Origin of the sequence: Flavisolibacter tropicus (genome assembly GCF_001644645.1) — a bacterium.
GTDB lineage: Bacteria > Bacteroidota > Bacteroidia > Chitinophagales > Chitinophagaceae > Flavisolibacter > Flavisolibacter tropicus.
On record NZ_CP011390.1, the window covers coordinates 1,803,393 to 1,827,280 of the forward strand.

Genomic DNA, 23,888 nt, shown 5'->3' on the forward strand with positions numbered 1-23,888 from the left:
GCATTTATACGTTGAATAGTTTTTGAATAGTGATACCATTGGTTACAATGGCTTTGTAAAGCAGCTCCAGGTCTAGCTTTCCTTCTTCGCCTTCCGTATTTGCAGCTACAATCACACTGCCTCGCAATGAGGGCTCAGCATAAAAAGCAGCCTTTACCTCGGCATCATCAAAAGAATAGCGGAATGATAGTTTTTGCACGATAGCCTCTACTGTTTGATCAAAGAGGATGCGACCATCTTCAATGATAGTTACCCTGTCAATTAAATTTTCCAGATCCTTTACTTGGTGAGTACTAACGATAATGCAGCGCTCATCATTAATAGACTCTGCCAATACTTTCCGAAACTGGCTCTTACTCATAATATCCAGTCCATTGGTAGGCTCATCCATCAACAGCAACTTGGCATTCGATGCCAACGCAAAAGAGATCAGCACTTTCTTTTTTTGACCATAACTCATATGCTGCAGCGTACTGTCCCTGGGAATGTCAAAAATGTGCAGGTATTGCTGAAACTGCTGGTTATTAAACTGAGGATAAAAAGGCGCATAGCCGTCTAAAAAAGCTTCGATGCTAATATTAGGCAGGTGAAACTCTTCAGGTACCATATATATACCTTGTAGAAACTCCGCCTGGCGCTCAGCCGGGTTAAACTCATTCACCCGCACCACCCCTTCTTTGGGAAAAAGCAAACCAGCCATATTGCATAGCAAGGTTGACTTCCCCATGCCGTTCTTTCCCAACAAACCATATATATGTCCAGGCTTCAATTCCAGGTTTAGCCCATCAAACACCTTTTTCTTTTTATAACTGAAATGCAAGTTTTGGATTGATACCATATGCAGTGATTTAGTGTACTACTTAAATAGTACACTACGAAGATAGATAGCTTTTCCAGTTTTCCAAATCCATTTTCCGGCTATTTATTAAAAAAGCTGGTATTGAAGGTTCGACGGTCATTAAAAACGATAAACGGTATTTAGCTAATAATGACCTTTACTGCCAGTCTTAAACTCGCTTACCCGTACCTACCCTCTTTTACCATGATCACCTTGAAAAGGTGGCATCGGCAGCTTCTTTTGGTAGGGTTTTGTTCGATAGGAACAAAATAGGTCGAATCCTGCCGCTTGTGTCTTGTTTTCGGATCATTCCTTGTTCCTTGAGCATTGAGCGTTGATTATTGAGCATTCAACATTTCCCCTCTTTTTCCCAATTCCTTCTTTCTTCCTTTCGCATTTCGACTTTCCCTTTTCGATTTTTTCTAACTTCTATCTTCTTCATTCCCTGTTCCTTGTTCAATATTCTCTTTTCCTCCTTTCCCTCTTTTCACTCTTAGCTCCTCAAATTCTGGTTCTGACATTCCCCGCTGATTAATTTGTATTTTGCGCCCGAATTGTGATGAGAGCAGTGGGTAATGGTGAACCTGCCCTAACTACAAGGATGGTACAGTACTCACTATACACGAAAAAAATACTATGCAAAACGACTTAAGAAAGCAACAGGCATTAGAATATCATTCGAAAGGAAAGCCGGGAAAAATTGAGGTAGTACCTACTAAAGAAGCCAAGACCCAGCGGGATTTATCCCTGGCCTACTCCCCTGGTGTAGCAGAGCCATGTAAAGAAATAGCAGCCCAGAAGGAAAATGTCTATAAATACACCGCCAAGGGCAATCTGGTGGCTGTTATCAGCAATGGTACAGCTGTGCTGGGTCTAGGCGATATTGGTCCTGAAGCCAGCAAGCCGGTAATGGAGGGCAAGGGCGTTTTGTTCAAAATATTTGCCGATATTGATGTATTTGATATTGAGGTCAATGAAAAAGACCCTGAAAAATTTGTGCAGATCGTAAAGGCGCTGGAGCCAACGTTTGGAGGGGTAAACCTGGAAGACATTAAGGCACCGGAATGCTTTTATATAGAAAAGGCATTGCGCGAGCAAATGTCTATTCCTGTCATGCACGACGATCAGCACGGCACAGCTATCATTTCTTCAGCCGCCTTATTGAATGCCCTTCAAATTCAAAAGAAGAAGATCGATAAGGTACATTTTGTGGTGAATGGTGCCGGTGCAGCCGCTATGGCCTGTATTAATCTTTATGTATCATTAGGTGCCCGTCCGGAAAACTTCTGCGTGTTTGATATAAAGGGGCCTTTACATAAAGACCGAGACGACCTGGAAGAATTTAAAAAACGCTTTGCCAACGCCAAGTCCGACTTAACGCTAGATAAGGCGCTGAAAGACGCCGACGTATTCCTGGGTCTGAGCGTGGGCAATGTGGTAACAGGCGAGATGGTGAAAAGCATGGCCAAGAACCCTATCGTGTTTGCCATGGCTAACCCTGATCCGGAAATTAGCTGGACAGATGCTACGTCTGCACGCAAAGACATTATTATGGCTACTGGCCGTAGCGACTTCCCTAACCAGGTAAACAACGTACTGGGCTTCCCTTACATTTTCCGTGGTGCCCTGGATGTACGTGCTACGCAGATCAATGAAGCCATGAAACTGGCTGCTGTACACGCCTTGGCCGACTTAGCAAAGACGCCCGTACCCGATATCGTAAACCTGGCTTATAATGAAAAGACCATCAGTTTTGGTCCCGACTATATTATTCCTAAACCTTTAGATCCTCGCTTGCTGGCTACGGTAGCTCCTGCTGTGGCAAAAGCAGCCATGGAAAGCGGTGTAGCACAACGCCCCATTACTGATTGGGAAGGTTATTCAAGTGACCTGAACAGACGCCTTGGTTTAGACAACCAGGTGATCCGTGTGTTAGGTAGCCGCGCCCGCCGCGATCCCCGTCGTATTGTGTTGCCGATGCCGATAATGCCAAGATCCTGAAAGCTGCACAGATTGTTATTGATGAAGGTATTGGCTATCCTATCTTATTAGGAGATGAAGCCAAGATCCGCACCATTGCTGCTGCAAATGGTATCGATATCGAAGGCTTGCCCATTCTGGATCCACGCAGTGACAGCATGGAGGAGCAACGAAACACGTATGGCGAGCTGTTCTTTAAAAAGCGTCAACGTAAAGGCTTTAACTGGTACGAATCGCGCAAGGTGATGAAAGACCGCAACTACTTTGGTTGTATGATGGTAGAAACCGGCGATGCTGATTGTATGATCTCTGGTCTTTCAAAAAACTATCCTAGCACTGTTCGTCCTGCCATTCATTGTATTGGTATGGAAGAAGGCACCAAGCGAATAGCTGGCATGTACCTAATGCTGACTAAGAGAGGCCCACTCTTCCTGGCAGATACAACGGTTAACTTTCACCCTACAGCAGAAGAATTGGCAGAGATCACCTTATTAGTTGCAAAGGAGGTACGCCACTTCAACTTGCAGCCACGGATAGCTATGTTGAGCTATTCCAACTTTGGTAGTTCTGATTCTCCAGAGGCACAACTGGTTGCCAAGGCCCGCGCTATTGTAAAAGAGCGCATGCCTTCCCTGGTCGTTGATGGTGAAATGCAAGCCAGTGTAGCCTTAAACAACGACATTTTGAAGGAAAACTATCCCTTTAGCGAACTCGTAGATAAAGAGGTAAATACACTGATCTTCCCTAACCTGGCAGCTGGTAACGTAGCTTATAACCTGCTGAAGGAAGTAGGATCGGCTGATGCCATTGGCCCGATTTTATTAGGACTTAAGAAACCAGTGCATATCTTACAACTAGGAAGCTCTGTACGGAACATTGTAAATATGGCAACAATTGCGGTTGTAGATGCTCAGTTGAAAAGCCAAAAAGCAACAGAAGAGGCTATGCGTCGCTCTTCCTGGTGGAAGAGACTGAAAAGATCAAATAAAGAAGAAGCACGAAATAACATATGATGACATTTCTAGATGAAGCCGGTCGTTACCTTTTGATGCTGAGAACCATGTTTTCCAAGCCTGAAAACGGGAAAATGTATTGGAAAGAATTTATGCATCAGTGCTCTGAAATTGGTATTGGCTCTCTAGGAATTGTGGTTATTATCTCCGTTTTCATTGGTGCCGTATCGGCTGTACAAACTGCTTACCAGATGACCACTCCTTTGATTCCAAGGGAGACCATCTCTATGATTGTACGCGATACGGTAATCCTTGAATTTGCTCCTACCCTAGTTTGTATAGTATTAGCTGGTGTGGTAGGCAGTAAAATTGCTGGTGAATTGGGAAACATGCGGGTATCAGAACAAATTGACGCGCTGGAGATCATGGGAATCAATACCAAGACCTACCTGGTATTACCCAAAATATTAGCGGCTGTTATTGTTATCCCTATGCTGGTTGTTATTTCAATGATCCTGGGTATTTGGGGTGGCCGCCTGGCATCTACTATGTCCGGTATCATTTCGGCAGAAACCTTTGACAAAGGCTTGCTCATGGCCTTTATACCATACAATGTTTTCTTTGCCATTGTAAAAGGCTACACATTTGCCTTTATCATTTCCAGCATACCTGCTTTTTATGGTTATTATGTAAAAGGGGGCGCCCTGGAAATTGGACGCGCCAGCACTAAGGCAGTAGTGGTTAGTTGTATCGCTATCCTGTTTGCCGACTATATTCTATCCGCTTTACTCTTATAAGTTATGATTGAAGTTAGAAACCTACGTAAAGGCTTTGAAAATAAGACGGTATTAAATGGAGTGGATGCTGCCATGCAAACGGGCAAGTGTAACCTCATTATTGGCAGTAGTGGTAGTGGCAAAACGGTCTTAATGAAATGCATTGTAGGCCTATTTCAACCTGACGAAGGCGATGTTATGTATGATGGTCAGAACTTTACCAAAATGACGGTGGAGGAGAAAAAGGAAATCCGCAAACAAATTGGCATGCTATTCCAGGGCTCTGCCCTATTTAGCAGTATGACGGTAGAGGAGAATATCATTTTCCCACTAGACATGTTTACCAAACAAACACGTAAGGAAAAACTAAACCGGGTAAATGAAGTACTGGAGCGTGTGAATCTGGAAGGTGCCAATAAAAAGTTCCCCGCTGAATTATCGGGCGGTATGATGAAACGCGTGGGCATTGCACGTGCTATTGTACTCAATCCCAAATATCTCTTTGTAGACGAGCCTAACTCTGGCCTGGACCCACAAACCTCTGGACTGATTGACAAGTTGATCCAGGAAATTACCGAGGAATATAATATCACCACCGTTATCAACACACACGACATGAACAGTGTGATGGAGATCGGTGATAATATTATTTACATGTACCAGGGAGAAAAAGAATGGGAAGGCAATAGCAAAGACATCATTTTTAGTAAGAACGAACGCCTTAACGACTTCATTTTTGCCTCCAAATTCCTCAAGGACGCCAAAGACATGCGTATGCTGGAAGAGACAGGTATGGTACCTGAAAACCGCGACATTGAAGAGATCATAAATAATGCAGAGGAGCCACTTATTCCGCCTTCTGATAATGAGGAAACGCCCAACCCTCCTGTTCAATAATTGACCACAACTGATAGCGCTACGAGTGTTTGTATTAAACACCTACTCCTCCTGCCTATACATCTGAATATACAACTATTGCTTTTGGTATTTTTTGCAGTATCTTTCTTTCAAAGAACGTATTCATGGAAACGAGCAACCAAACTGCAACTATGTCAAGTAATGACCTGTTTGAACCACAACAAAAGGGCCTGACGGGCACTCTTAAGACCCTATCAATTCTTTCACTTATTGGCTGCGGAATCGCCTATATAATGGGCGTTTATAGCCTTATAGATTCGTCTAACTATGAACAGAAAATGGCGGAATTTGAAAAGGCGCAAGAACGAATTGGTGATAATGAGATGGCCAACAATATGGTTCAAAGCTCCATAGAGATCTACCAAAAAACATACGACTATCGCTATTTCCTTTTTATTTCCACGATAGTATTTACTACGCTTTGCCTGATTGGTGTTCTTCAGATGCGTAAATTAAAGAAAACTGGTTTTGCGATATATACCGTGGGCGAACTGACCCCACTAGTCATTTCTGCTGCTTTATTGGGCTTTAGCTTGGTGGGCGGTTTCATACTCATTATAAGTACCATCATTGCAGTATAAGTACCATCATTGCAGTGGCGTTTGTAGTTATGTATGCATCGCAGCGAAAACACCTAGTCAACTAATTAACTTTCGGATGGGTAGTGTGATATAAGCCTGTATATTACAGGCTTTTTTTATTGTTACAATCTCCATATTGAAGCTAAAACCAAGCTATTCCTCTCCTCTTTAAGTAATTAATCTGGTGAAATGAGCTTAGTATTTCATCTATTTGCCAAGCTCATTTTCTAATCTTCACGCTCCATTACACGAATTCCTTACTTTTGCCCAACTTTAAAAATCACTATGAGCGTTCTTGTAAATAAATCCTCGAAAGTACTGGTACAAGGTTTTACCGGTACAGAAGGCACATTTCATGCCTCGCAAATGATTGAATACGGTACAAATGTAGTAGGTGGTGTTACCCCAGGTAAAGGTGGCTCTACGCATTTAGACCGTCCGGTATTCAATACTGTGGCTGATTGTGTTAAAGCAACAGGTGCTAATGTTTCTATCATCTTTGTACCACCAGCATTCGCTGCAGACGCTATCATGGAAGCTGCTGATGCCGGCGTAGAATTAGTAGTTTGTATTACTGAAGGTATTCCGGTTCAGGATATGGTGAAAGTAAAGAACTTCTTGCTGAGCAAGAATACGCGCCTGATCGGACCAAACTGTCCTGGTGTTATTACAGCTGAAGAGTGTAAAGTAGGTATCATGCCTGGCTTTGTATTTAAGAAAGGACGTATTGGTATTGTTTCTAAGTCTGGTACATTAACATATGAGGCTGCAGACCAGGTAGCTAAGGCTGGCTTGGGTATTTCTACGGCTATTGGTATCGGTGGTGATCCTATCATTGGTACTCCTACTAAAGAAGCAGTAGAATTATTGATGAACGATCCAGAAACAGAAGCTATTGTAATGATCGGTGAAATTGGTGGCGGTATGGAAGCAGAAGCTGCTCGTTGGATCAAACAAGATGGCAACAGAAAACCTGTAGTAGGTTTTATTGCTGGTCAAACTGCTCCTCCCGGCCGTCGTATGGGTCACGCAGGTGCTATAGTTGGTGGCGCTGAAGATACAGCTGCTGCTAAAATGAAGATCATGGAAGAATGTGGAATTCATGTAGTACAAAGCCCAGCTGATATTGGTAAAACAATGGCAGAAGCTTTAAAGAAATAAGCTCTTTCCAAATAGTAAAAAAGCGGCAGATCTGCCGCTTTTTTAGTGCCCTAATACATCATAAAGAAAGCCCCTGAAAAACAGGGGCTTTCTTTATCTATATAACAAATTCTATTCTTCTAGCGATAGTTTGCAATATAACGGGTCAGTTCATCTTTGCTGGTACGTGAAGCAAAGGCGTCGCCCAAATACAACATATAATCAGGCTGGTTTACGGTTCTACCATAGGCATACTTGGCAATATCCAGTCTATTGGCATCATAAGAGAACATCAATACGATATCTTTCACTTGAGATGCAGTAAAGTAGTATCCGTCAATCGCTTGCTTTGCAGCTGTTAATTTAGTGGCATCTGAATAGGATGCCTGTATATTGCTTTTCACTCTATTGAAATCAACATCACTAATAACAGTCTTACTTGTTGTACCATTATCATAGTTACTGCTATTCTCTTGTATAAAGCGAGTCAATGCGTCTTTACTGGAACTAAAAGAGAATATGTCAGATAATTGATAATAGTTCGTGCGATCTACCGTCTTTGGATAGGCTTGCTTTACCAATTGCATTTTATCATCCTCAAAAGAAAAAAGCTGCGCCATCTGTCTTACCTGCTCCGTTTTAAAGTAGTTGCTGCTGATAGCGGTTTTAGCTTTTGCCATTCGGTTAGACGTAAACTTCTCCTGTTGCAGGCTTCTTTTCAAGGCATCAAAGTCAAGATCAGAAATGGCATTTCCGTAATTATAATCACCGTCGTTATCATACACTTCTTCGTTATAGCTACTGCTGTTGATATCCATTTCATCAATCAACGTTTTACCATAGCGATTGATCACAATATCTACGTGATAGTTAGAGCGGACGTAAACAGAACCATTATACAATACTTTCTCGCGGTTGGTGGGTACATTGTAACCAGATGCTTGCACCTCGGTTATTTTAATGGTATGATTGCCTGGCTCCACATCATTTAACACCAGCATATTATATTCTAAAGGATAACGTCTGCCGTCAATAGTAATACGAATAGTGGATTTATCATGGCTATAAATGGTCAGCTTTCCTCCACGTGGGGGCGCAGCAAAAGCACAAAGTGCAACAAAAAAAGAAAGGGTAAATAGTATTTTTCTCATATAGGGACGATTTACTTTGTTCGTTCAAAACTAAAGGGAATGGGGAGTAATGTATTGTTAAAGATGCATAGTTAAAACATTCTTTAAATAGTCAATCATTAACAAATATGGGTATACGAAAAGACCCTTACCGGAGTAAAGGCCTTTCCTATACTCCACCAATCAATAGCGATAATCTTTTATATAACGGTCCAGTTCATCTTTTGTACTCTGAAAACTGAACACATCATAAAGCTGGTAGTAGGAACGCTGATCAACCGTATTGCGATAAGCCAGCTTAGCCAGCTCCAGCTTGTCGTTTTCAGATGAGAACAACTGCAACACTTGTCTTACCTGTGATGTGGCAAAATAGTTTCGGCTCAGGCCGTCTTTAGCTGTATTCATCTTACCGTTATTAAACCACTGGGTTTTCACCTGTTGCAGAAACTGGTTAAAGGCGCTCTCACTCATGGCCTGGTTATATTTATTATTATAATCCCCATTGTTATTATAGCCCCCGCTATTGTTATCACCATACCAGTCATCATCATCATTCCAGCGGCCGTTAGATCGTAAGGCTTGTTCATCAACCAACGCTTTACCAAAACGGTTCACCATTACATCAACATGGTAATTAGGCTTTACCTGCACTGTAGTAGCATACAACAGTTCATTGCGGTCATTTCGGCCACGTCCATTACCATTGCCATTTCGATAGGCCTTGTAAATCTGGATGCGGTGATTGCCCGGTTGTACATCGTTTAGGACAATTGAGTTGTCATTTTGCTGATACGCACGTCCATCCACAACCACTTGCATATTGCTTTTGGATGCCAACGTAATGGTCAACTTGCCTTCATTGTAAGCAAAGGCAGACGTAGCAATGCTTGTAGCGAATAAAAAAGTAAAAATGGCTTTCATAATTTGGTTCCTCCACCTGATAGACGGCAGAGTTTATTCAACGTTTAGAACGACCTTTATAAACAAACGTTAAAGCCGTAAAGCCGCTCGCAACATTATGTAATTGTTTATGTTCGTGCATCTTTACTGCAATTACTGTTAGATTTTAAGCTTTATGAAATTGATTAAGCCATTTTTGTTTTTAGCCATTATCCTTTGCAGCGCCAGTTTATTGTATGCCCAAAAGGTCAAGACCTATGACGCCCAATGGAAGAAAGTAAATGACCTGGTACAAAAGGAATTACCTAAATCTGCATTAATAGAGGTGCAGAAAATTTATACCCAAGCTAAAGCAGAGGGTCAGGATGCACAACTGATCAAAGCATTAGTATATATCACTGAACTACAAGCTGAAAACCGGGAAGACAATGAAGTTGTCAGCATCCGGGAATTGGAAAAAGAAGTAAACCAGGTAAAAGAGCCGGCCACTTCCATTTTGAAAAGCTTATTAGCCAATCGCTACTGGCAATATTTCCAGCAGCAACGCTACCAGTTATATAATAGAACCAATACGGTTGACTTTAAAAAAGAGGACATTGCCACGTGGACAGCAGAAGACCTACATAAAAAGATCAGCTCCTTGTATTTGCAATCGTTGCAAAACAAGCCCCTATTGCAATCTACAAAGCTGGACAACTATGAAGCGATTTTACTAAAGGGGAATGTTCGCAGTCTGCGGCCTACTTTGTATGATCTTTTAGCACATACAGCATTAAACTATTTTAATAATAGCGAGCGCGACATTAAAAAGCCAGCCTACGCATTTGAGATCAATCAACGGGAAGCCTTTGCACCAGCAGAGGAATATGCAAAGGCCCGCTTTGTTACCAACGATTCCATTTCACTACACTATAAAGCGCTACTAATTTACCAGGAGCTGATCCGTTTCCATATAGCAGATAAAGACCCTTCAGCCTTAATAGATGCGGATATTGATCGTCTGCAATTTGTTTATCAAAATACTGTACTGACCAACAAAGACGATCTGTACAAACAGGCATTGGAGCAATTAACGAATAAATGGCAGAACATACCTAGCGCTTCACAAGCCTGGTTTTTATTAGCGGCCTATTATTATCAATCAGGACAGCAATACGCGCCACTGAAAGATACCACGAACCGCTTTGCTATTGTACAGGCCAAAACCATTTTGGAGCGTATTATCAAAGAGAATAAAGATAAAAATGAAGGCTGGACAAATAGCTACAACCTATTGCAGGAAATCAACCGCCCGAGTTACCGGTTTGAAATAGAAAGAGTGAATGTGCCCAACCTGCCATTCCGCTCCTTGATTACCTACAAAAATGTCCCCTCCCTTTACTTCCGCATTATTAAAGCCGATAGCAGTACAAAAAAGCTAATGCGTAGCCTCTATGAGGATAAACAATGGGATGCGTTAACAAAGACCACTTCCCTACGCCAATGGCAACAAGCACTTCCAGCCACAAATGACTTACAAGAACATGCAGCAGAAGTAAAGATCGATGCCCTACCGGTAGGAGAGTATGTTTTACTAACAGCCACCAATGACAATTTTGGGAAACAGTACCACCTGGCTGCCCAGCTTTTCTATGTATCCAATATCAGCTATATCAACTTAAACAACCAGTTCTTTATCCTTAACCGCGAAAGTGGCCAACCAATAGCAAATGCCGCTGTTCAAGTGTTTACGCAAGAATATGATTACAAAACTTCAAGCTATAAGAAACAAAAGCTGGGTGAGTATAAATCTGATAAAAATGGCTTTATTGAAGTAGTTAACAAAAAAGAAAAGCAAGACAACAGCTATTATTTGGATATTAGAACAGGTTCTGACTTTCTCAACATGGAAGATCCATTCTACCATACCTACTACTACGATCAACGCAATGAAAAACCTGCAACTAAACAGATCTTCTATTTTACTGATCGTGCCTTATACCGCCCAGGTCAAACCATCTATGTAAAAGGTATTGTGATCAATAAACAAGGTAAAGAAAACAGCATTGCCACCAATTATAAAACTACTATCCTTCTAAGAAATGCCAATTATGAAGATATCGATTCACTTTCTGTGACCACTAATGAGTTTGGATCGTTTACTGGCAAATTCAACCTCCCGCAGAATTTGTTGAACGGAGAGTTCTCTATAAGAGACAAAGAAGGCAATGGCATGGCGGAGTTTTCTGTTGAAGAATACAAGCGTCCGAAGTTTTATGTGGATTTTGAAAAAGTAAAAGAAACCTACAAAGCAGGCGACACCGTAACCGTCACAGGATTTGCAAAAGCCTATGCTGGCAATAATATAGATGGTGCAAAAGTAGCTTACCGTGTAGTGCGTCAGCCACGTTTTATCTACCCATGGCTAACCTGGCGTTGGTGGCTACCCCGTGCTGAAACTATGGAGATTGCTCATGGTATAACTACAACTGATAAAGATGGCAAGTTCACCGTTCGTTTTACAGCTATTCCAGATAAAAAGATTGATCGCAAACTGGAACCTGTTTTTGACTATCGTATCTATACTGATATTACCGATATAAATGGTGAAACGCGTAGCGGAGAGAATATTGTATCTGCTGGTTACAAGTCGCTCTTACTTTCAATATACACACCTGAAAGAATTGCTGCTGATTCATTGAAGACTATTCAGGTACAAGCCAAGAACATGAACGGGGAAGTACAAAAGGCTACTGTTACATTAAACATCGCTAAGCTGCAACCCGAGCAACGCCTGATCCGCAAACGGTATTGGCAACAACCTGACCAATATATAATGAGTAAGGAGGAATACATTCGCTTATTCCCTAATGATGAATACAGCAATGAAAGCGATCGTACCAGCTGGCAAAAAGGTCAAACAATATATACTCAAACGGACAGTACCAGAATAAATGGTGCGTGGGCATTAGAGAAACTTAATGTAAAGCCGGGCTTCTATCAGTTTGAATTCATAACAAAGGATAATGAGGGACAAGAAGTAAAAGACATCAAATATGTAGAAGTCTTTGATACAAAAACAAAAGAACTGGCAAAACCCGATTATCTATGGACGGTAGCAACAAATAAAGACATACAACCGGGTGAAAAAACAAGTCTTCAAATTGGATCATCAGCTAATGATGTTTTCCTGGTTCAACAAACCGACAAGAATAAAGAAGCACAAAACGATGCATACACCTACAACTACACTACGCTGAACAATGAAAAGCGGGCTATTGAATTAGGTGCAACAGAAGCTGACCGTGGTGGTTATGGTGTAAGCTTTTTCTTTGTCAAGCACAACCGCTTCTACCAATATAGTGAAACCGTTTCAGTGCCATGGAGCAATAAAGAGTTAGACATTACCTATAGCACTTTCAGGGATAAACTACTGCCTGGCAGCCAGGAAAAATGGCAGGTAAAGATCAGTGGGTATAAAGGCGACAGAGCGGCTGCTGAAGTATTGGCTAGCATGTATGATGCTTCGTTGGATCAATTTAAACCACACAACTGGTCTATTCCTTCAATCTGGGCCAGCTACTACCGTACTGGACAATGGCAAGGCACTCAAAATTTTAGCGCCGTACCGTCTCAAATCAAATGGGTAAATGACCGCGACTACCAAGGTTTCTTTAAACAGTACGATCGTTTCTTTTTTGAGGAAGACACCAGAGTTTATTCCTACAATAGAAGGATGGCTGTAAAAAGTGCCGCCGCTGCTAATAGTGCTGCACGTGAAAAACAGAGCAAAGCCATGCCTACTACTGATTCTGCGGCACCAGCGATGGCACAAAGGATGGAAGTAGTAGCCGTAAATGGAGTTTATAAAGATATAGATGATGTACAAGTAACAGACACTTCTACTTCAACTCCAGAAGGTAATAGCGCCATTCAAATCCGCAAGAATTTAAATGAAACGGCCTTTTTCTTTCCGGATCTCCAGACAGATTCTGCCGGTAATATTTCTTTCTCCTTTACCACACCAGAAGCTTTAACACGTTGGAAGTTGCAAACACTTGCCCACACGAAAGAACTGGCATTTGGTAGTTTGCAGAAAGAAGTGGTTACCCAAAAAGAATTGATGGTACAACCCAATGCGCCTCGCTTCTTACGCCAAGGTGATCGACTGGAGTTAACAGCCAAAATCGTTAACCTCACCGATAAAGAAATGACGGGTCAGGCGGAATTACAATTGGTTGATGCAGCTACCAATACGTCTGTAGATGGTTGGTTTCAAAACATGTTCCCTAATCAATATTTTACGGTAGCACCCGGGCAAAGCGAAGTTGTAAAGTTCCCTATTGAAGTACCCTTTACCTTCAACAGTGCCCTGGCATGGCGTGTAGTGGCCAGATCTGGCAACTTTAGTGATGGCGAAGAAGCAGCCATACCTGTACTGACCAACAAAATGCTGGTGACAGAAACATTGCCATTACCTATGCGCGGTACGGGCACTAAAAACTTTACGTTTGAAAAACTGTTGAATACAAACAGTGAGACATTACAACACCTTAATCTGTCTGTTGAATATACTGCCAATCCGGCCTGGTATGCGGTACAGGCTCTCCCCTATTTGATGGAGCAGGAATGTGAGTACACAGAGCAGATCTGGAACCGGTATTATGCCAATGTGCTGGCCATGAAGATTGTAAAAGATGCACCTCGGGTGAAGCAGATCATGGAACAATGGAAGACCATTGATACCGCTGCCTTGTTATCAAATCTGCAGAAAAATGAGGATTTAAAATCAGCACTATTAGAAGAAACACCGTGGGTACTGCAAGCAAAATCAGAAACACAGCAAAAGAAGAACATTGCTTTGTTATTTGATCTGGTGCGGATGAGCGGTGAGCTAAAGACTACATTGCAGAAGCTAAAAGAAATGCAAAGTGAGAATGGTGGCTTTGTTTGGATCAAAGGAGCACCAGAAGATCGCTACATGACCCAATACATACTTACCGGCGTTGGTCAATTAAAACAATTAGGAGCTATTACGCTTGAGGGCGGCACAGAACTTAGCAGCATAGTAAGCAAAGCCCTTCCTTATTTAGACATGAAGCTCAAGCAAGATTATGATCGCTTGATCAAAGCCAAGGCTAATCTGAAAATTCAGCCATGCGATCCGTTGCAAGCCCAGTACCTGTATATGCGCAGCATGCTGCTAGACTATTCGATTAGTAAAGATGTGCAAACTGCGTATAACTATTACCGCAAACAGGCACAAACGCAATGGACTAAGGCTGGCAAAAACGGGCAAGGCATGATTGCGCTAGCGCTTCACCGTACAGGCGACACTAAAACGCCTGTAGCAATATTGAAGTCATTGAAAGAGCGGGCATTGATAAGCGAAGAGATGGGCATGTATTGGAAAGACAACAGCTTTGGCTTTAGCTGGCTTTGGTATCATGCGCCAATTGAAACACAATCGCTATTGATTGAAGCCTTTAGTGAAATCACTAAAGACACTAAGGCGGTTGATGATATGCGCACGTGGCTGATCAAGAACAAACAGACCAACAACTGGCATACTACTAAGGCCACAGCCCATGCATGTTATGCCATGCTTTTACAAGGATCTGAATGGTTGACAAACGAACCGGTGGTTACTGTAAAATTAGGAGGCACTACTGTTTCCTCTCAAGACAATAACCGAACAGAAGCAGGAACTGGCTATTTCAAAAAGACAATTGAGCCGCAGTTTATTAAGCCTGAAATGGGTAATATAACTGTTACCGTTAACGAGACAAAACATACAGGTGCCAGTCAGCCGGTGAATGCACCAAGCTGGGGTGCTGTCTATTGGCAGTATTTTGAAGACTTGGATAAGATCACTTCGGCTGCTACACCATTAAAACTTTCAAAGAAATTATTCATTGAAAAGAACACCGATCACGGTCCTGTGTTGACTCCTGTTGAAGAAGGCGTACCGGTAGCTGTAGGCGATAAGATAAAAGTACGCGTGGAACTGCGTGTAGATAGAGATATGGAATATGTGCACATGAAGGATATGCGTGCATCTGGATTAGAACCAGTGAATGTTTTAAGCGGTTATAAATGGCAGGGTGGCTTAGGGTATTATGAAACCACCAAAGACGCCAGCACCAACTTCTTCTTCCCTTATTTGCAAAAAGGCACCTATGTGTTTGAATACCCGCTGTTTGTTTCCCATACAGGCAACTTTAGCAATGGAATTACAACGATTCAGTGCTTATATGCACCAGAGTTTTCAGCGCATAGTGAAGGTGTAAGACTTACTGTAGAATAGTGTTAAATAGTTATTGCAACTTAAAAAGGCCGCATTTTAGATGCGGCCTTTTTTCTTTTCGTTTCTAATTGTATTACACTGATCTCCTGAAGCAATTTTGTATCTTTAAACCTCTTCTTTTCCAGATATCTTCCCTATTTACATTATTCTTTTCTCTACTATTTATGTCTGTTTGCATGCAGGTTACCTAGGCAGGGTACGGTGGTAGGATCGGCCGTAGTAGGGCCGAGATACGGGTGAGGTACGGTGTTACCTAGGGTACACAGAGGAGTAGCTATGAAGTAGCAGAGGAGTAATGGTGAAGGAAGGACGGCAGATGAGAGAGGGTTAGCTGGCTTTTAAGATAAGTGTTCGTTTAGGGTTTAGGCTTCTTTTTAGGCAAGAGCAGATGCTGAAACGAGTTCAGCATGACAGTTAAAGTCTTTACAGATAGCAAACAGGTTAATAAATGAAGACTCTGAGATCCTTCACTTCGTTCAGGATAACAAAGGCAAGAGGCATTATGAATGACAGACAGGTTGAAAGTGGAAGAGTGAAATCAGAAATGGGCAATCTGAAATCTTAAAATCAGGAATCTTAAAATCCTACTCCTTCGCTCTATACGAATCCTTCCTACGAGACACCTAATTTCAAACCTCAAACTTCAAATCTCAAATCTATCTTTACATACGCATTATGACATTTGATTTTTTAATAGTTGGACAAGGCATCTGTGGTACCATGCTTTCCTGGTTTCTACACAAAGAGGGCAAGAGCATTTTGGTCATTGACGAAGGCAAAGAAAATACATCTTCAAAAGTAGCAGCGGGGCTAATCAACCCGATCACGGGTAGGCGCTATGTAACCTCCTGGATGATCGATGAGCTTATTCCTTTTGCCAAGGAAACCTATACTTCTATAGGCAGCTATTTGGGACACAACTTCATCCAGGAAAAAGGTGCGATTGATTTTTTCACCTCGCCACAAATGCGTGATGCTTTTGTAAACCGGATTACAGAAGATGACACCTACCTGCACCCCTTTCCCGATCAGAATCATTTCAACCAGTATTTTAATTACGATTTCGGCTGCGGACAGGTTCGACCAGCCTTTATCGTGAATCTTTCCGGTCTTTTACAGGCATGGCGACTTGTTCTAAAAAATCAAAATGCTATTCTTGAAGAGCACTTTGATCTGAATGCTTTACAAGTAACAGAAGATGGCATTAAGTATGGAGAAATCAGTGCACAAAAAATCATCTTTTGCGATGGTATCACATCCATGAACAATCCCTGGTTTGAGCTGCTCCCCTTCTCTGCAAACAAAGGAGAAGCATTGATCATTCATAGCGAGGAATTGATTAATGAGTACATCTTCAAGAAAGGAATGATACTGGCACCATTACAAGAACAAAATATGTTTTGGGTAGGCTCTAATTATCAATGGGAGTTTGAGGATGATAAGCCTACAGAGAAATTTTATGAGCAAACCCTTCAACATTTAAAGAACTGGCTGAAGGTGCCTTTTGAAGTAGTAGCACATAAAGCAGCCGTACGCCCAGCCACTGTAGAACGTCGTCCCTTTGTGGGACTGCATCCGCACTTACCTTCTGTAGGCATTTTTAATGGCATGGGAACCAAGGGTACTTCACTGGCACCTTTCTTTGCCAATCAATTGGTACAACACGTTGTTCATGGCCTGCCGATAATGCCTGAAGCCGACGTACACCGCTTTAGTCGAATTTTGGCCAAATAAGTTTTTGGGAAATATTATTTTTGACGCCATACTTCAAAAGTCGTCACACACACTACATGAAAGAAAGCAATGAGCCCCAATATGTAATTCCGGCCCGTTATCGGAAAATGGAAAACATGCACATCATTTTCTGGCTACTCAAAGATCTGAGCTGGTGCATGATCTGGAAAGTATTGGGAATAGCCATGATTGCCCCTACATTGATCATTGCCATTATCATTGCCTGGCGCACCCGCGATATAAAAGCAGAACTGGCACATAATCTGGCTATTGCATTCTGGATCTCGGCAAACTCGTATTGGATGATCAGCGAATTCTTTCATATTGATACAATACATATCTGGAATGGCTTTGAGGGCAGACACCTGGCCATAATTCCTTTTGCCATTGGTGCATTGATATTAGCTTTTTACTACCTTATACAGAAGCCACGCGAAAGCAAACAAGAGGCAGCTATGGCTACGCTGTAAGCTTGCGCACGAAGCTTGACCGTGAAACGTGAAAGGTGAAACGTGAAAAGTGAAACGTGAAAAAGAGTCCTGATTATCAAACACATTGTAACTCCTCAGCCAGACAAGATCCAAAGCAGCTATATGGAGTTTAAGCGCGTACACCCATAAACTTCACGTAACTTAATGAACGTAATTAAACGGGTGTGGAGAAAAGAGATTATGATGCAATTATCGTTGGCTCTGGGCCGAATGGGTTAGCGGCTGGTATTACAATACAACAAGCAGGACTTTCAGTATTGATTGTAGAAGCAAAAGATACAATAGGTGGAGGTCTCCGATCTGCAGAACTAACACTACCTGGTTTTATACATGACGTTTGCTCAGCTATTCATCCTTTGGCATTAGGCTCCCCTTTTTTCAAAACACTTCCATTAGACCAATTTGGCCTGAAATATATTCAACCCACTATTGCCGCGGCACACCCATTTGATGACGGAAAGGCAGCGGCACTACACCGGTCTATAGAGCAAACTGCACAAACACTTGGAACTGACAAAGAGGCCTACATAAAGCTCATACAGCCATTGGTAAAAAGCTGGCCGCAGTTGGCGACAGATGTATTAGGGCCGCTACGTTTTCCAAAACATCCTATAGACATGGCCCTATTTGGATTAAAAGCCTTAACATCTGCCACTCATTTAGCCAAAGGGTTTCAAACAAAAGAAGCTAAAGGACTTTTGGCAGGAATGGCTGCTCATTCCATACAACCACTAATCAATGCTGCTACATCAGCTATCAGTTTAGTTTTATTAACAACTGGGCATGTAGTTGGCTGGCCTATACCTAGGGGTGGCGCTATAGCCATTGCCAATGCACTGGCCTCCTATTTTGTGTCATTAGGTGGCACTATTGAAACTGGACAATATATACGTTCATTAAACCAACTCCCTTCCGCTCATACTGTATTATTGGATGTTACGCCTCGCCAATTATTACAAATTGCAGGACATCGTTTTTCTTCCCTCTACAAGTGGCAACTGGAGCGTTACCGCTATGGTATGGGTGTGTTTAAGATAGACTGGGCATTGGATGAACCTATACCTTTTACAGCTGAAGCTTGTAGGCACGCCGGAACGGTACATTTAGGAAACACACTGGAAGAACTAGCTGCAGCTGAACAATTAACTGCAGCAGGACAACATCCAGACAAACCCTTTGTTCTCTTAGCCCAGCAAAGTTTGTTTGATACAACCCGTGCACCAAAAGGGAAGCATACTGCCTGGGCCTATTGCCATGTTCCTAATGGCTCTGTTACAGACATGACTACGCGTATTGAAGCCCAGGTTGAACGTTTTGCACCAGGCTTTAAAAACAGAATCATCGGAAGGCATATTATGAATACCAATCAGCTGGAAGCCTATAATCCCAATTACATTGGAGGTGATATTATTGGTGGTGTAACAGACTTGGGACAACTGTTTACGCGTCCCGCCTTACGATTATCGCCTTATAAAACTTCAGCAAAAGGTATTTATATCTGCTCCTCTTCTACTCCGCCGGGCGGGGGAGTTCACGGCATGTGTGGCTATTATGCAGCCAAAAGAGCCTTAAAAGATGTGTTTGGAAGAAAGGCGGTTGCTCTGCATTAATGTTAGGCATTCCGATTGCTGCTTTTAAAAAGCTGCAAGCTATACGCTGCACGCTTCACGCACCTTAAATTTATCTTTTCTTGCGTGTAGCGTGCAGCTTGAAGCGTAAAACTTGTGACATGCAATTTAAAGTTTGCCACCCGTCATCACCTTCTAACGTCAAAGCACAATGGAAGTTGCAACCAACTGGAATACATCAGGGACATTAAGTATACGAAGACTACGCCCCACTTACTGGCTTACGCGCTATGTTATCTTGCGCTTGCTAGGACTCAACTACGCTATTGCTTTCCTGGTTGCCATTAATCAGATTCTCCCGCTGATTGGTTCTAAAGGATTATTACCTGTAGGAATGTATCTGAAGCGTGTAAGTAATGCGCTTGGCTCCGATACGGCAGGTTTTATGCGCCTGCCCTCGCTCTTTTGGTTTTGGCATTCCAACACAGCGCTTATAACTGTGGCCTGGGTAGGTTTTATTTTGGCCTGCTTAGTAACCGCAGGATATGCCAATGCATTAATTCTAGTGGCTCTTTGGGTCCTCTATATGTCGTTTGTGCATGTAGGGCAAGAGTGGTATGGGTACGGCTGGGAAATACAGTTAACGGAAACCGGGTTCCTGGCCATTTTTCTTTGCCCGCTACTAGATATGCGTCCCTTTCCACGACGCCCGCCGCCCTACCCTGTCATCCTCTTATTCCGCTGGTTGATCTTCCGCATCATGCTGGGCGCCGGGTTGATCAAAATGCGCGGCGATGTGATCTGGCGCAATGCTACTGCACTTTATTACCATTTTGAAACCCAACCTATACCCGGGCCTCTGAGTAGAACGTTTCATTTTCTGCCTCATTCTGTTTTACGAACAGGTGTTTGGTTTAATCACCTGGCCGAATTGGTAGCGCCCTGGTTTGTATTCTGGCCGCGCTTAGCACGCCATACAGCCGGAGGCATTATTGTACTCTTTCAGATCAATCTTATTCTAAGCGGTAATCTCTCGTTTTTGAACTGGCTTACGATTGTTCCCGCATTAGCCTGCTTTGATGATGGCCTCTGGGCAAGGATATTACCGCGTCGGCTTGTTAGAAAGGCGGAAGAAGCAGAAGCGCTTGCTATAGAATCGCAGTCCATGACCAATGTTGCCTGGGTGGTGACGGCACTTATTGGGTGTTTGAGCATACGGCCTATTACCAACATGCTTTCACCAAGACAAATCATGAATACCAATTTCGACCCATTGGACCTGGTCAACACCTATGGTGCATTTGGTACCGTGGGACGAAAACGTTACAATGTGGTCTTTGAAGGAACCATGGATGCAGACACTAGCAACAACGCCATTTGGAAGCCCTATATCTACAAAGGGCTACCGGTAGAGCTCAATCGACGATCGCCGCAAATAGCGCCGTACCAGTTGCGGTTAGATTGGCAAATGTGGTTTGCTTCTATGTCCACACCTAACGACTATCCCTGGACGGTGCACCTGGTCTGGAAACTCCTGCATAATGATCCTGGTGCTATAGGTTTGTTTGCCGGCAATCCATTCCCAGAGCAGCCACCACGTTATATCCGCGCTGTACTTTACCGCTATAGCTTCGCCAAGCCCGGCAATTCGGAAGGTCTTGTTTGGAACAGGGAGTCACTTGGACTTTGGCTGCCACCGATGGATGTAAATGATCGGCGTCTTTTGAGTTTTCTTAAGAGTGAGGAATGGATAGAATGACAGGTAAAAGATTAAGAAAATAATTGCCGTTTACAAGTACCCATACGGCCTTTATTAAAGTTGCTTATTTCAAGTTACGACTATTGTTTTTCAAGGGCAAGCTTGTTCAATTATCTTTTGATACTCAATAAAAATTGAACAATGGGGTATATTTGATAATTAGCAGCTACAATATGCAATCCGTCGCTATTAATAAAACAATCCAGTATTTACTTACTCTTCTCATCATTTATAGCTGTAATAATTCGAAGTGGGAAACAATTGCAGGAGAAGGCATAAGCGATGAACCAAAATCAATTGATAAGGCCATATACTTCGAAAATGAAAATAATGGTGTTGTTGGTGGGTTTACATTCAGTCGAAATACAGGTGCAACCATTGGCCTTTCCGCTGCTATGATGCCTGTATTATACCTAACTAAAGATGGTGGCAAGAATTGGAGCTTGATAAATTTTGATTCAACTATTAACCAATCCATTCAAAATGCTTATCTACGGTTTGATACATTAATCTGCCAGACCGCTTCTCATGTTCTCATTTCTGTAAACAAGGGCCGTAACTTCAAGACAGTAGAAGACTCAGCACAGCGCAGTTTGATTATTAAAAATTATTTCAGCAATGATAACCTCCCAAGCCACAATGAAGTCTTTCAATTCGGGGGCAAAAAATATTCACTAAAAGAACGTCATCAAAACAATCTGGCAACGGTTATAGTTTGCAAAGACCAGGAAACTTTGACCGAATATTACTTTATTTCTTTTAATAAAGGAAAGAGTTGGACTTTTTTACAGAAAGACTTTGCTGATAATAGGAGACGATTTCTGCTATCTGATAAATTCTTTTACAGGTATTATTTCCCTCTTGGATTACAACGTTTAAAATTAAAATAAGCCCTCATATGCCCGCTGAGCCTCACTTCTTAGCTTTTGTACTGTGGGCGTTTACTCGGCGGCCGTGTAGTAGCAGCCTAATGCCACATGCAGATTAAACCTACATCCCAGAAAAACGCCGAGTCTCTGCAGCCGCACAAGAGCAACGCAAAGGAGAATCGGCTGAAAAAAAGGCGTTCCACCTTTTAGAATTAAGTATTTAGATAGTTTTCCACCAGTGTTTTGAATCTATAAACTTGTTAGACTTCCCACAGAAAATCATTGAAAATTAAACAAGTAGTTGCGTATATTAGAGTACTGTGCGTCATGCCTTCCAGCATAGAGAAGCCATTCATTAATTACGGACATTGAAGACTGCCCTAGTTTATTAGCCTCTGAGAGACTGCCCCACTTCTTCTTAACTTAAAAGCTACGTTTATGCAACGCAGAAAGTTCCTCAAGGACACAGGCACGATAGCCTTAGGTGTAGGCGTCTTTGGCTCCATTCATTGGATCAATGACCGCTTTATTGGAGATACTCCTACAACTACCGATATCCTGGGACCATACTACCGGCCAAACGCTCCCATGAGAATCAATATAAGCCCAGAAGGTTATTCAGGTAGCGTGTTTCATCTGTCTGGTACGGTATTCAGAGCAGACGGGACAACGCCGTTTGGGAATTGTTTGGTAGAAATCTGGCAATGTGACGAAAACCAAGTCTATGACAACACGTCTGATGCATACAAATACAGAGGTTTGCAAAAAACGGACAGTAAAGGAAAGTATCATTTCATTACCGCCCACCCGGTTGCCTATAAGATAAGTGAACAATCAAATGTTTACCGTCCGGCCCACATTCACATGCGTATTTCCGGAGAGGGGCAGCAGGATTTGGTCACACAGATCTATTTCAAGGGCGACTCTCATATCGAAAAAGACCCCTACGCTTCTAATCCTCATGCCGCAAGCAGAATTTTACCCATTACTAAAAACAACAAAAATGAAGAGATAGTGCGGTTTGACGTTGTAATGGCAAAGGAATTCAAACCAAGCGACAGCGTTTTTAAAAAAATCAGTGGTGTTTACCAAATGAACAACAACTCGCTAAGAGAATTTTATAGAGAAGGAGATTCGCTGTTTATGAAATTGAATGGCCAAATAGTAGCCGTGCTGGCCTACAAAGGCAATAATGAATTTGTTTCGGCAAACGATAATGCGGTTCGCTTTGAACTGCAAACGAATGGTGAAGTAAATGTTTGTTTCCAAAAAGAGCATTCAACAGAATGTGAGGAAACAGGAGTTAAGGCTTTCAAGTATTCGTAGATAGTTATTGTATTTAAGTTGTATCTCCATTGAAGGCCTCAGCTCCGAGACACAACGATAGAAGAGCCTGTTTAATGTTATGTATTTCCTTTTGAGTATTTAAATACAAGAGCAAAATTAAATTTCATTTTTTAACCTCACAAAATCAACTATTATGGACGCAGAAGCAAACAAACAACTAGTCGAGCGCATGTTCTCCGAAATTATTCCCGGAAAAAACCCAGATGCCATGGACCAATTAATTTCATCAAAATTTGCACACCATGCTTCCTTTGATGAGAAACCTGGCGTGGAAGGTTTTAAAGAAATATTAAAAGGTTTCCAAACAGCATTTCCAGATTTGAAAATACATGTACAAAAAATGGTTGCTGAAGGTGACGAAGTTGCTACACGAGGCTATATGACAGGCACTAATAAAGGTTCGTTCATGGGCATACCAGCCACCAACAAGGAAGTAAGGATTGATTACATTGACTGGTGGAAGTTTGAGAATGGCAAGGCTATTGAAAACTGGGTGCAGATGGATATACCTGGCCTGATGACTCAGCTTGGAACTTCACAGTCCAGTATGGCAGAAAGCCATTAATACCCATCAAGCTCCTATGAGTGAGCTTTGTAAGGGTTGCTAACATGCAACTT

General features: G+C 42.2%; 17 protein-coding genes. 14 read left to right on the plus strand and 3 right to left on the minus strand.

Going from position 1 to position 23,888, the window contains the following annotated elements; translation table 11 throughout:
• Nucleotides 1-4: 4 nt before the first annotated feature.
• Complete coding sequence (locus SY85_RS07540) at nt 5-838, minus strand: ABC transporter ATP-binding protein (RefSeq protein ID WP_066403079.1); 834 nt, start codon at nt 836-838, stop codon at nt 5-7.
• 636 nt (nt 839-1,474) lie between these two features.
• On the opposite strand from SY85_RS07540, the gene SY85_RS25910 reads away from it, so the two are divergent.
• The 6 genes from SY85_RS25910 (at nt 1,475) to sucD (ending at nt 7,207) form a co-directional block, all read left to right on the plus strand.
• Entirely contained in the window at nt 1,475-2,839 is a 1,365-nt protein-coding gene (locus SY85_RS25910; protein WP_226999038.1) for a malic enzyme-like NAD(P)-binding protein, read from the plus strand.
• Nucleotides 2,840-2,868: 29 nt separating this feature from the next.
• Nucleotides 2,869-3,831: a phosphate acyltransferase gene (locus SY85_RS25915; RefSeq protein WP_236938284.1), complete on the plus strand. Its 963-nt coding sequence runs from the start codon at nt 2,869-2,871 to the stop codon at nt 3,829-3,831.
• Nucleotides 3,828-4,568 (plus strand): MlaE family ABC transporter permease, encoded by a 741-nt coding sequence (locus tag SY85_RS07550; protein ID WP_226999040.1) that lies wholly within the window; start codon nt 3,828-3,830, stop codon nt 4,566-4,568. Before SY85_RS25915 ends, SY85_RS07550 begins: the two co-directional genes overlap by 4 nt.
• Nucleotides 4,569-4,571: 3 nt before the next feature.
• Entirely contained in the window at nt 4,572-5,444 is an 873-nt protein-coding gene (locus tag SY85_RS07555) for an ABC transporter ATP-binding protein (RefSeq protein WP_082886327.1), read from the plus strand.
• 152 nt (nt 5,445-5,596) lie between these two features.
• Nucleotides 5,597-6,046: a hypothetical protein gene (locus SY85_RS07560; RefSeq protein WP_158512944.1), complete on the plus strand. Its 450-nt coding sequence runs from the start codon at nt 5,597-5,599 to the stop codon at nt 6,044-6,046.
• A 285-nt stretch (nt 6,047-6,331) separates the two neighbouring features.
• Complete coding sequence (gene sucD / locus SY85_RS07565; protein WP_066403083.1) at nt 6,332-7,207, plus strand: succinate--CoA ligase subunit alpha; 876 nt, start codon at nt 6,332-6,334, stop codon at nt 7,205-7,207.
• A gap of 119 nt (nt 7,208-7,326) precedes the next feature.
• Here sucD and SY85_RS07570 read toward each other — a convergent pair whose 3' ends face one another.
• Both SY85_RS07570 and SY85_RS07575 read right to left on the minus strand, forming a co-directional pair.
• Nucleotides 7,327-8,337 carry a DUF4476 domain-containing protein gene (locus SY85_RS07570; RefSeq protein ID WP_066403085.1) on the minus strand — a complete coding sequence of 337 codons (1,011 nt, stop codon included), beginning with the start codon at nt 8,335-8,337 and terminating at the stop codon, nt 7,327-7,329.
• Between the two features lie 162 nt (nt 8,338-8,499).
• Entirely contained in the window at nt 8,500-9,237 is a 738-nt protein-coding gene (locus SY85_RS07575) for a DUF4476 domain-containing protein (protein WP_066403087.1), read from the minus strand.
• 154 nt (nt 9,238-9,391) lie between these two features.
• On the opposite strand from SY85_RS07575, the gene SY85_RS07580 reads away from it, so the two are divergent.
• The 8 genes from SY85_RS07580 to SY85_RS07615 all read left to right on the plus strand — a co-directional run bounded on the left by SY85_RS07580 (nt 9,392) and on the right by SY85_RS07615 (nt 23,835).
• On the plus strand, nt 9,392-15,502 hold the full coding sequence (locus tag SY85_RS07580) for an alpha-2-macroglobulin family protein (protein ID WP_066403089.1): 6,111 nt from the start codon (nt 9,392-9,394) through the stop codon (nt 15,500-15,502).
• Nucleotides 15,503-16,177: 675 nt separating this feature from the next.
• A complete protein-coding gene (locus SY85_RS07585; protein ID WP_066403091.1) occupies nt 16,178-17,236 on the plus strand; it encodes an NAD(P)/FAD-dependent oxidoreductase in 1,059 nt (352 codons plus the stop codon).
• A 56-nt stretch (nt 17,237-17,292) separates the two neighbouring features.
• The gene (locus SY85_RS07590; protein WP_226999041.1) at nt 17,293-17,706 is read left to right on the plus strand and encodes a hypothetical protein; all 414 of its coding nucleotides are present in this window, start codon (nt 17,293-17,295) and stop codon (nt 17,704-17,706) included.
• A gap of 185 nt (nt 17,707-17,891) precedes the next feature.
• Nucleotides 17,892-19,337 (plus strand): phytoene desaturase family protein, encoded by a 1,446-nt coding sequence (locus SY85_RS07595; protein WP_066403093.1) that lies wholly within the window; start codon nt 17,892-17,894, stop codon nt 19,335-19,337.
• Nucleotides 19,338-19,506: 169 nt separating this feature from the next.
• On the plus strand, nt 19,507-21,054 hold the full coding sequence (locus SY85_RS07600; RefSeq protein WP_066403096.1) for a lipase maturation factor family protein: 1,548 nt from the start codon (nt 19,507-19,509) through the stop codon (nt 21,052-21,054).
• 134 nt (nt 21,055-21,188) lie between these two features.
• Nucleotides 21,189-21,944: a hypothetical protein gene (locus SY85_RS07605; protein WP_066403099.1), complete on the plus strand. Its 756-nt coding sequence runs from the start codon at nt 21,189-21,191 to the stop codon at nt 21,942-21,944.
• Nucleotides 21,945-22,361: 417 nt separating this feature from the next.
• A complete protein-coding gene (locus SY85_RS07610; protein ID WP_066403107.1) occupies nt 22,362-23,249 on the plus strand; it encodes a dioxygenase family protein in 888 nt (295 codons plus the stop codon).
• A 154-nt stretch (nt 23,250-23,403) separates the two neighbouring features.
• The gene (locus SY85_RS07615) at nt 23,404-23,835 is read left to right on the plus strand and encodes an ester cyclase (RefSeq protein ID WP_066403109.1); all 432 of its coding nucleotides are present in this window, start codon (nt 23,404-23,406) and stop codon (nt 23,833-23,835) included.
• Nucleotides 23,836-23,888 lie beyond the last annotated feature (53 nt).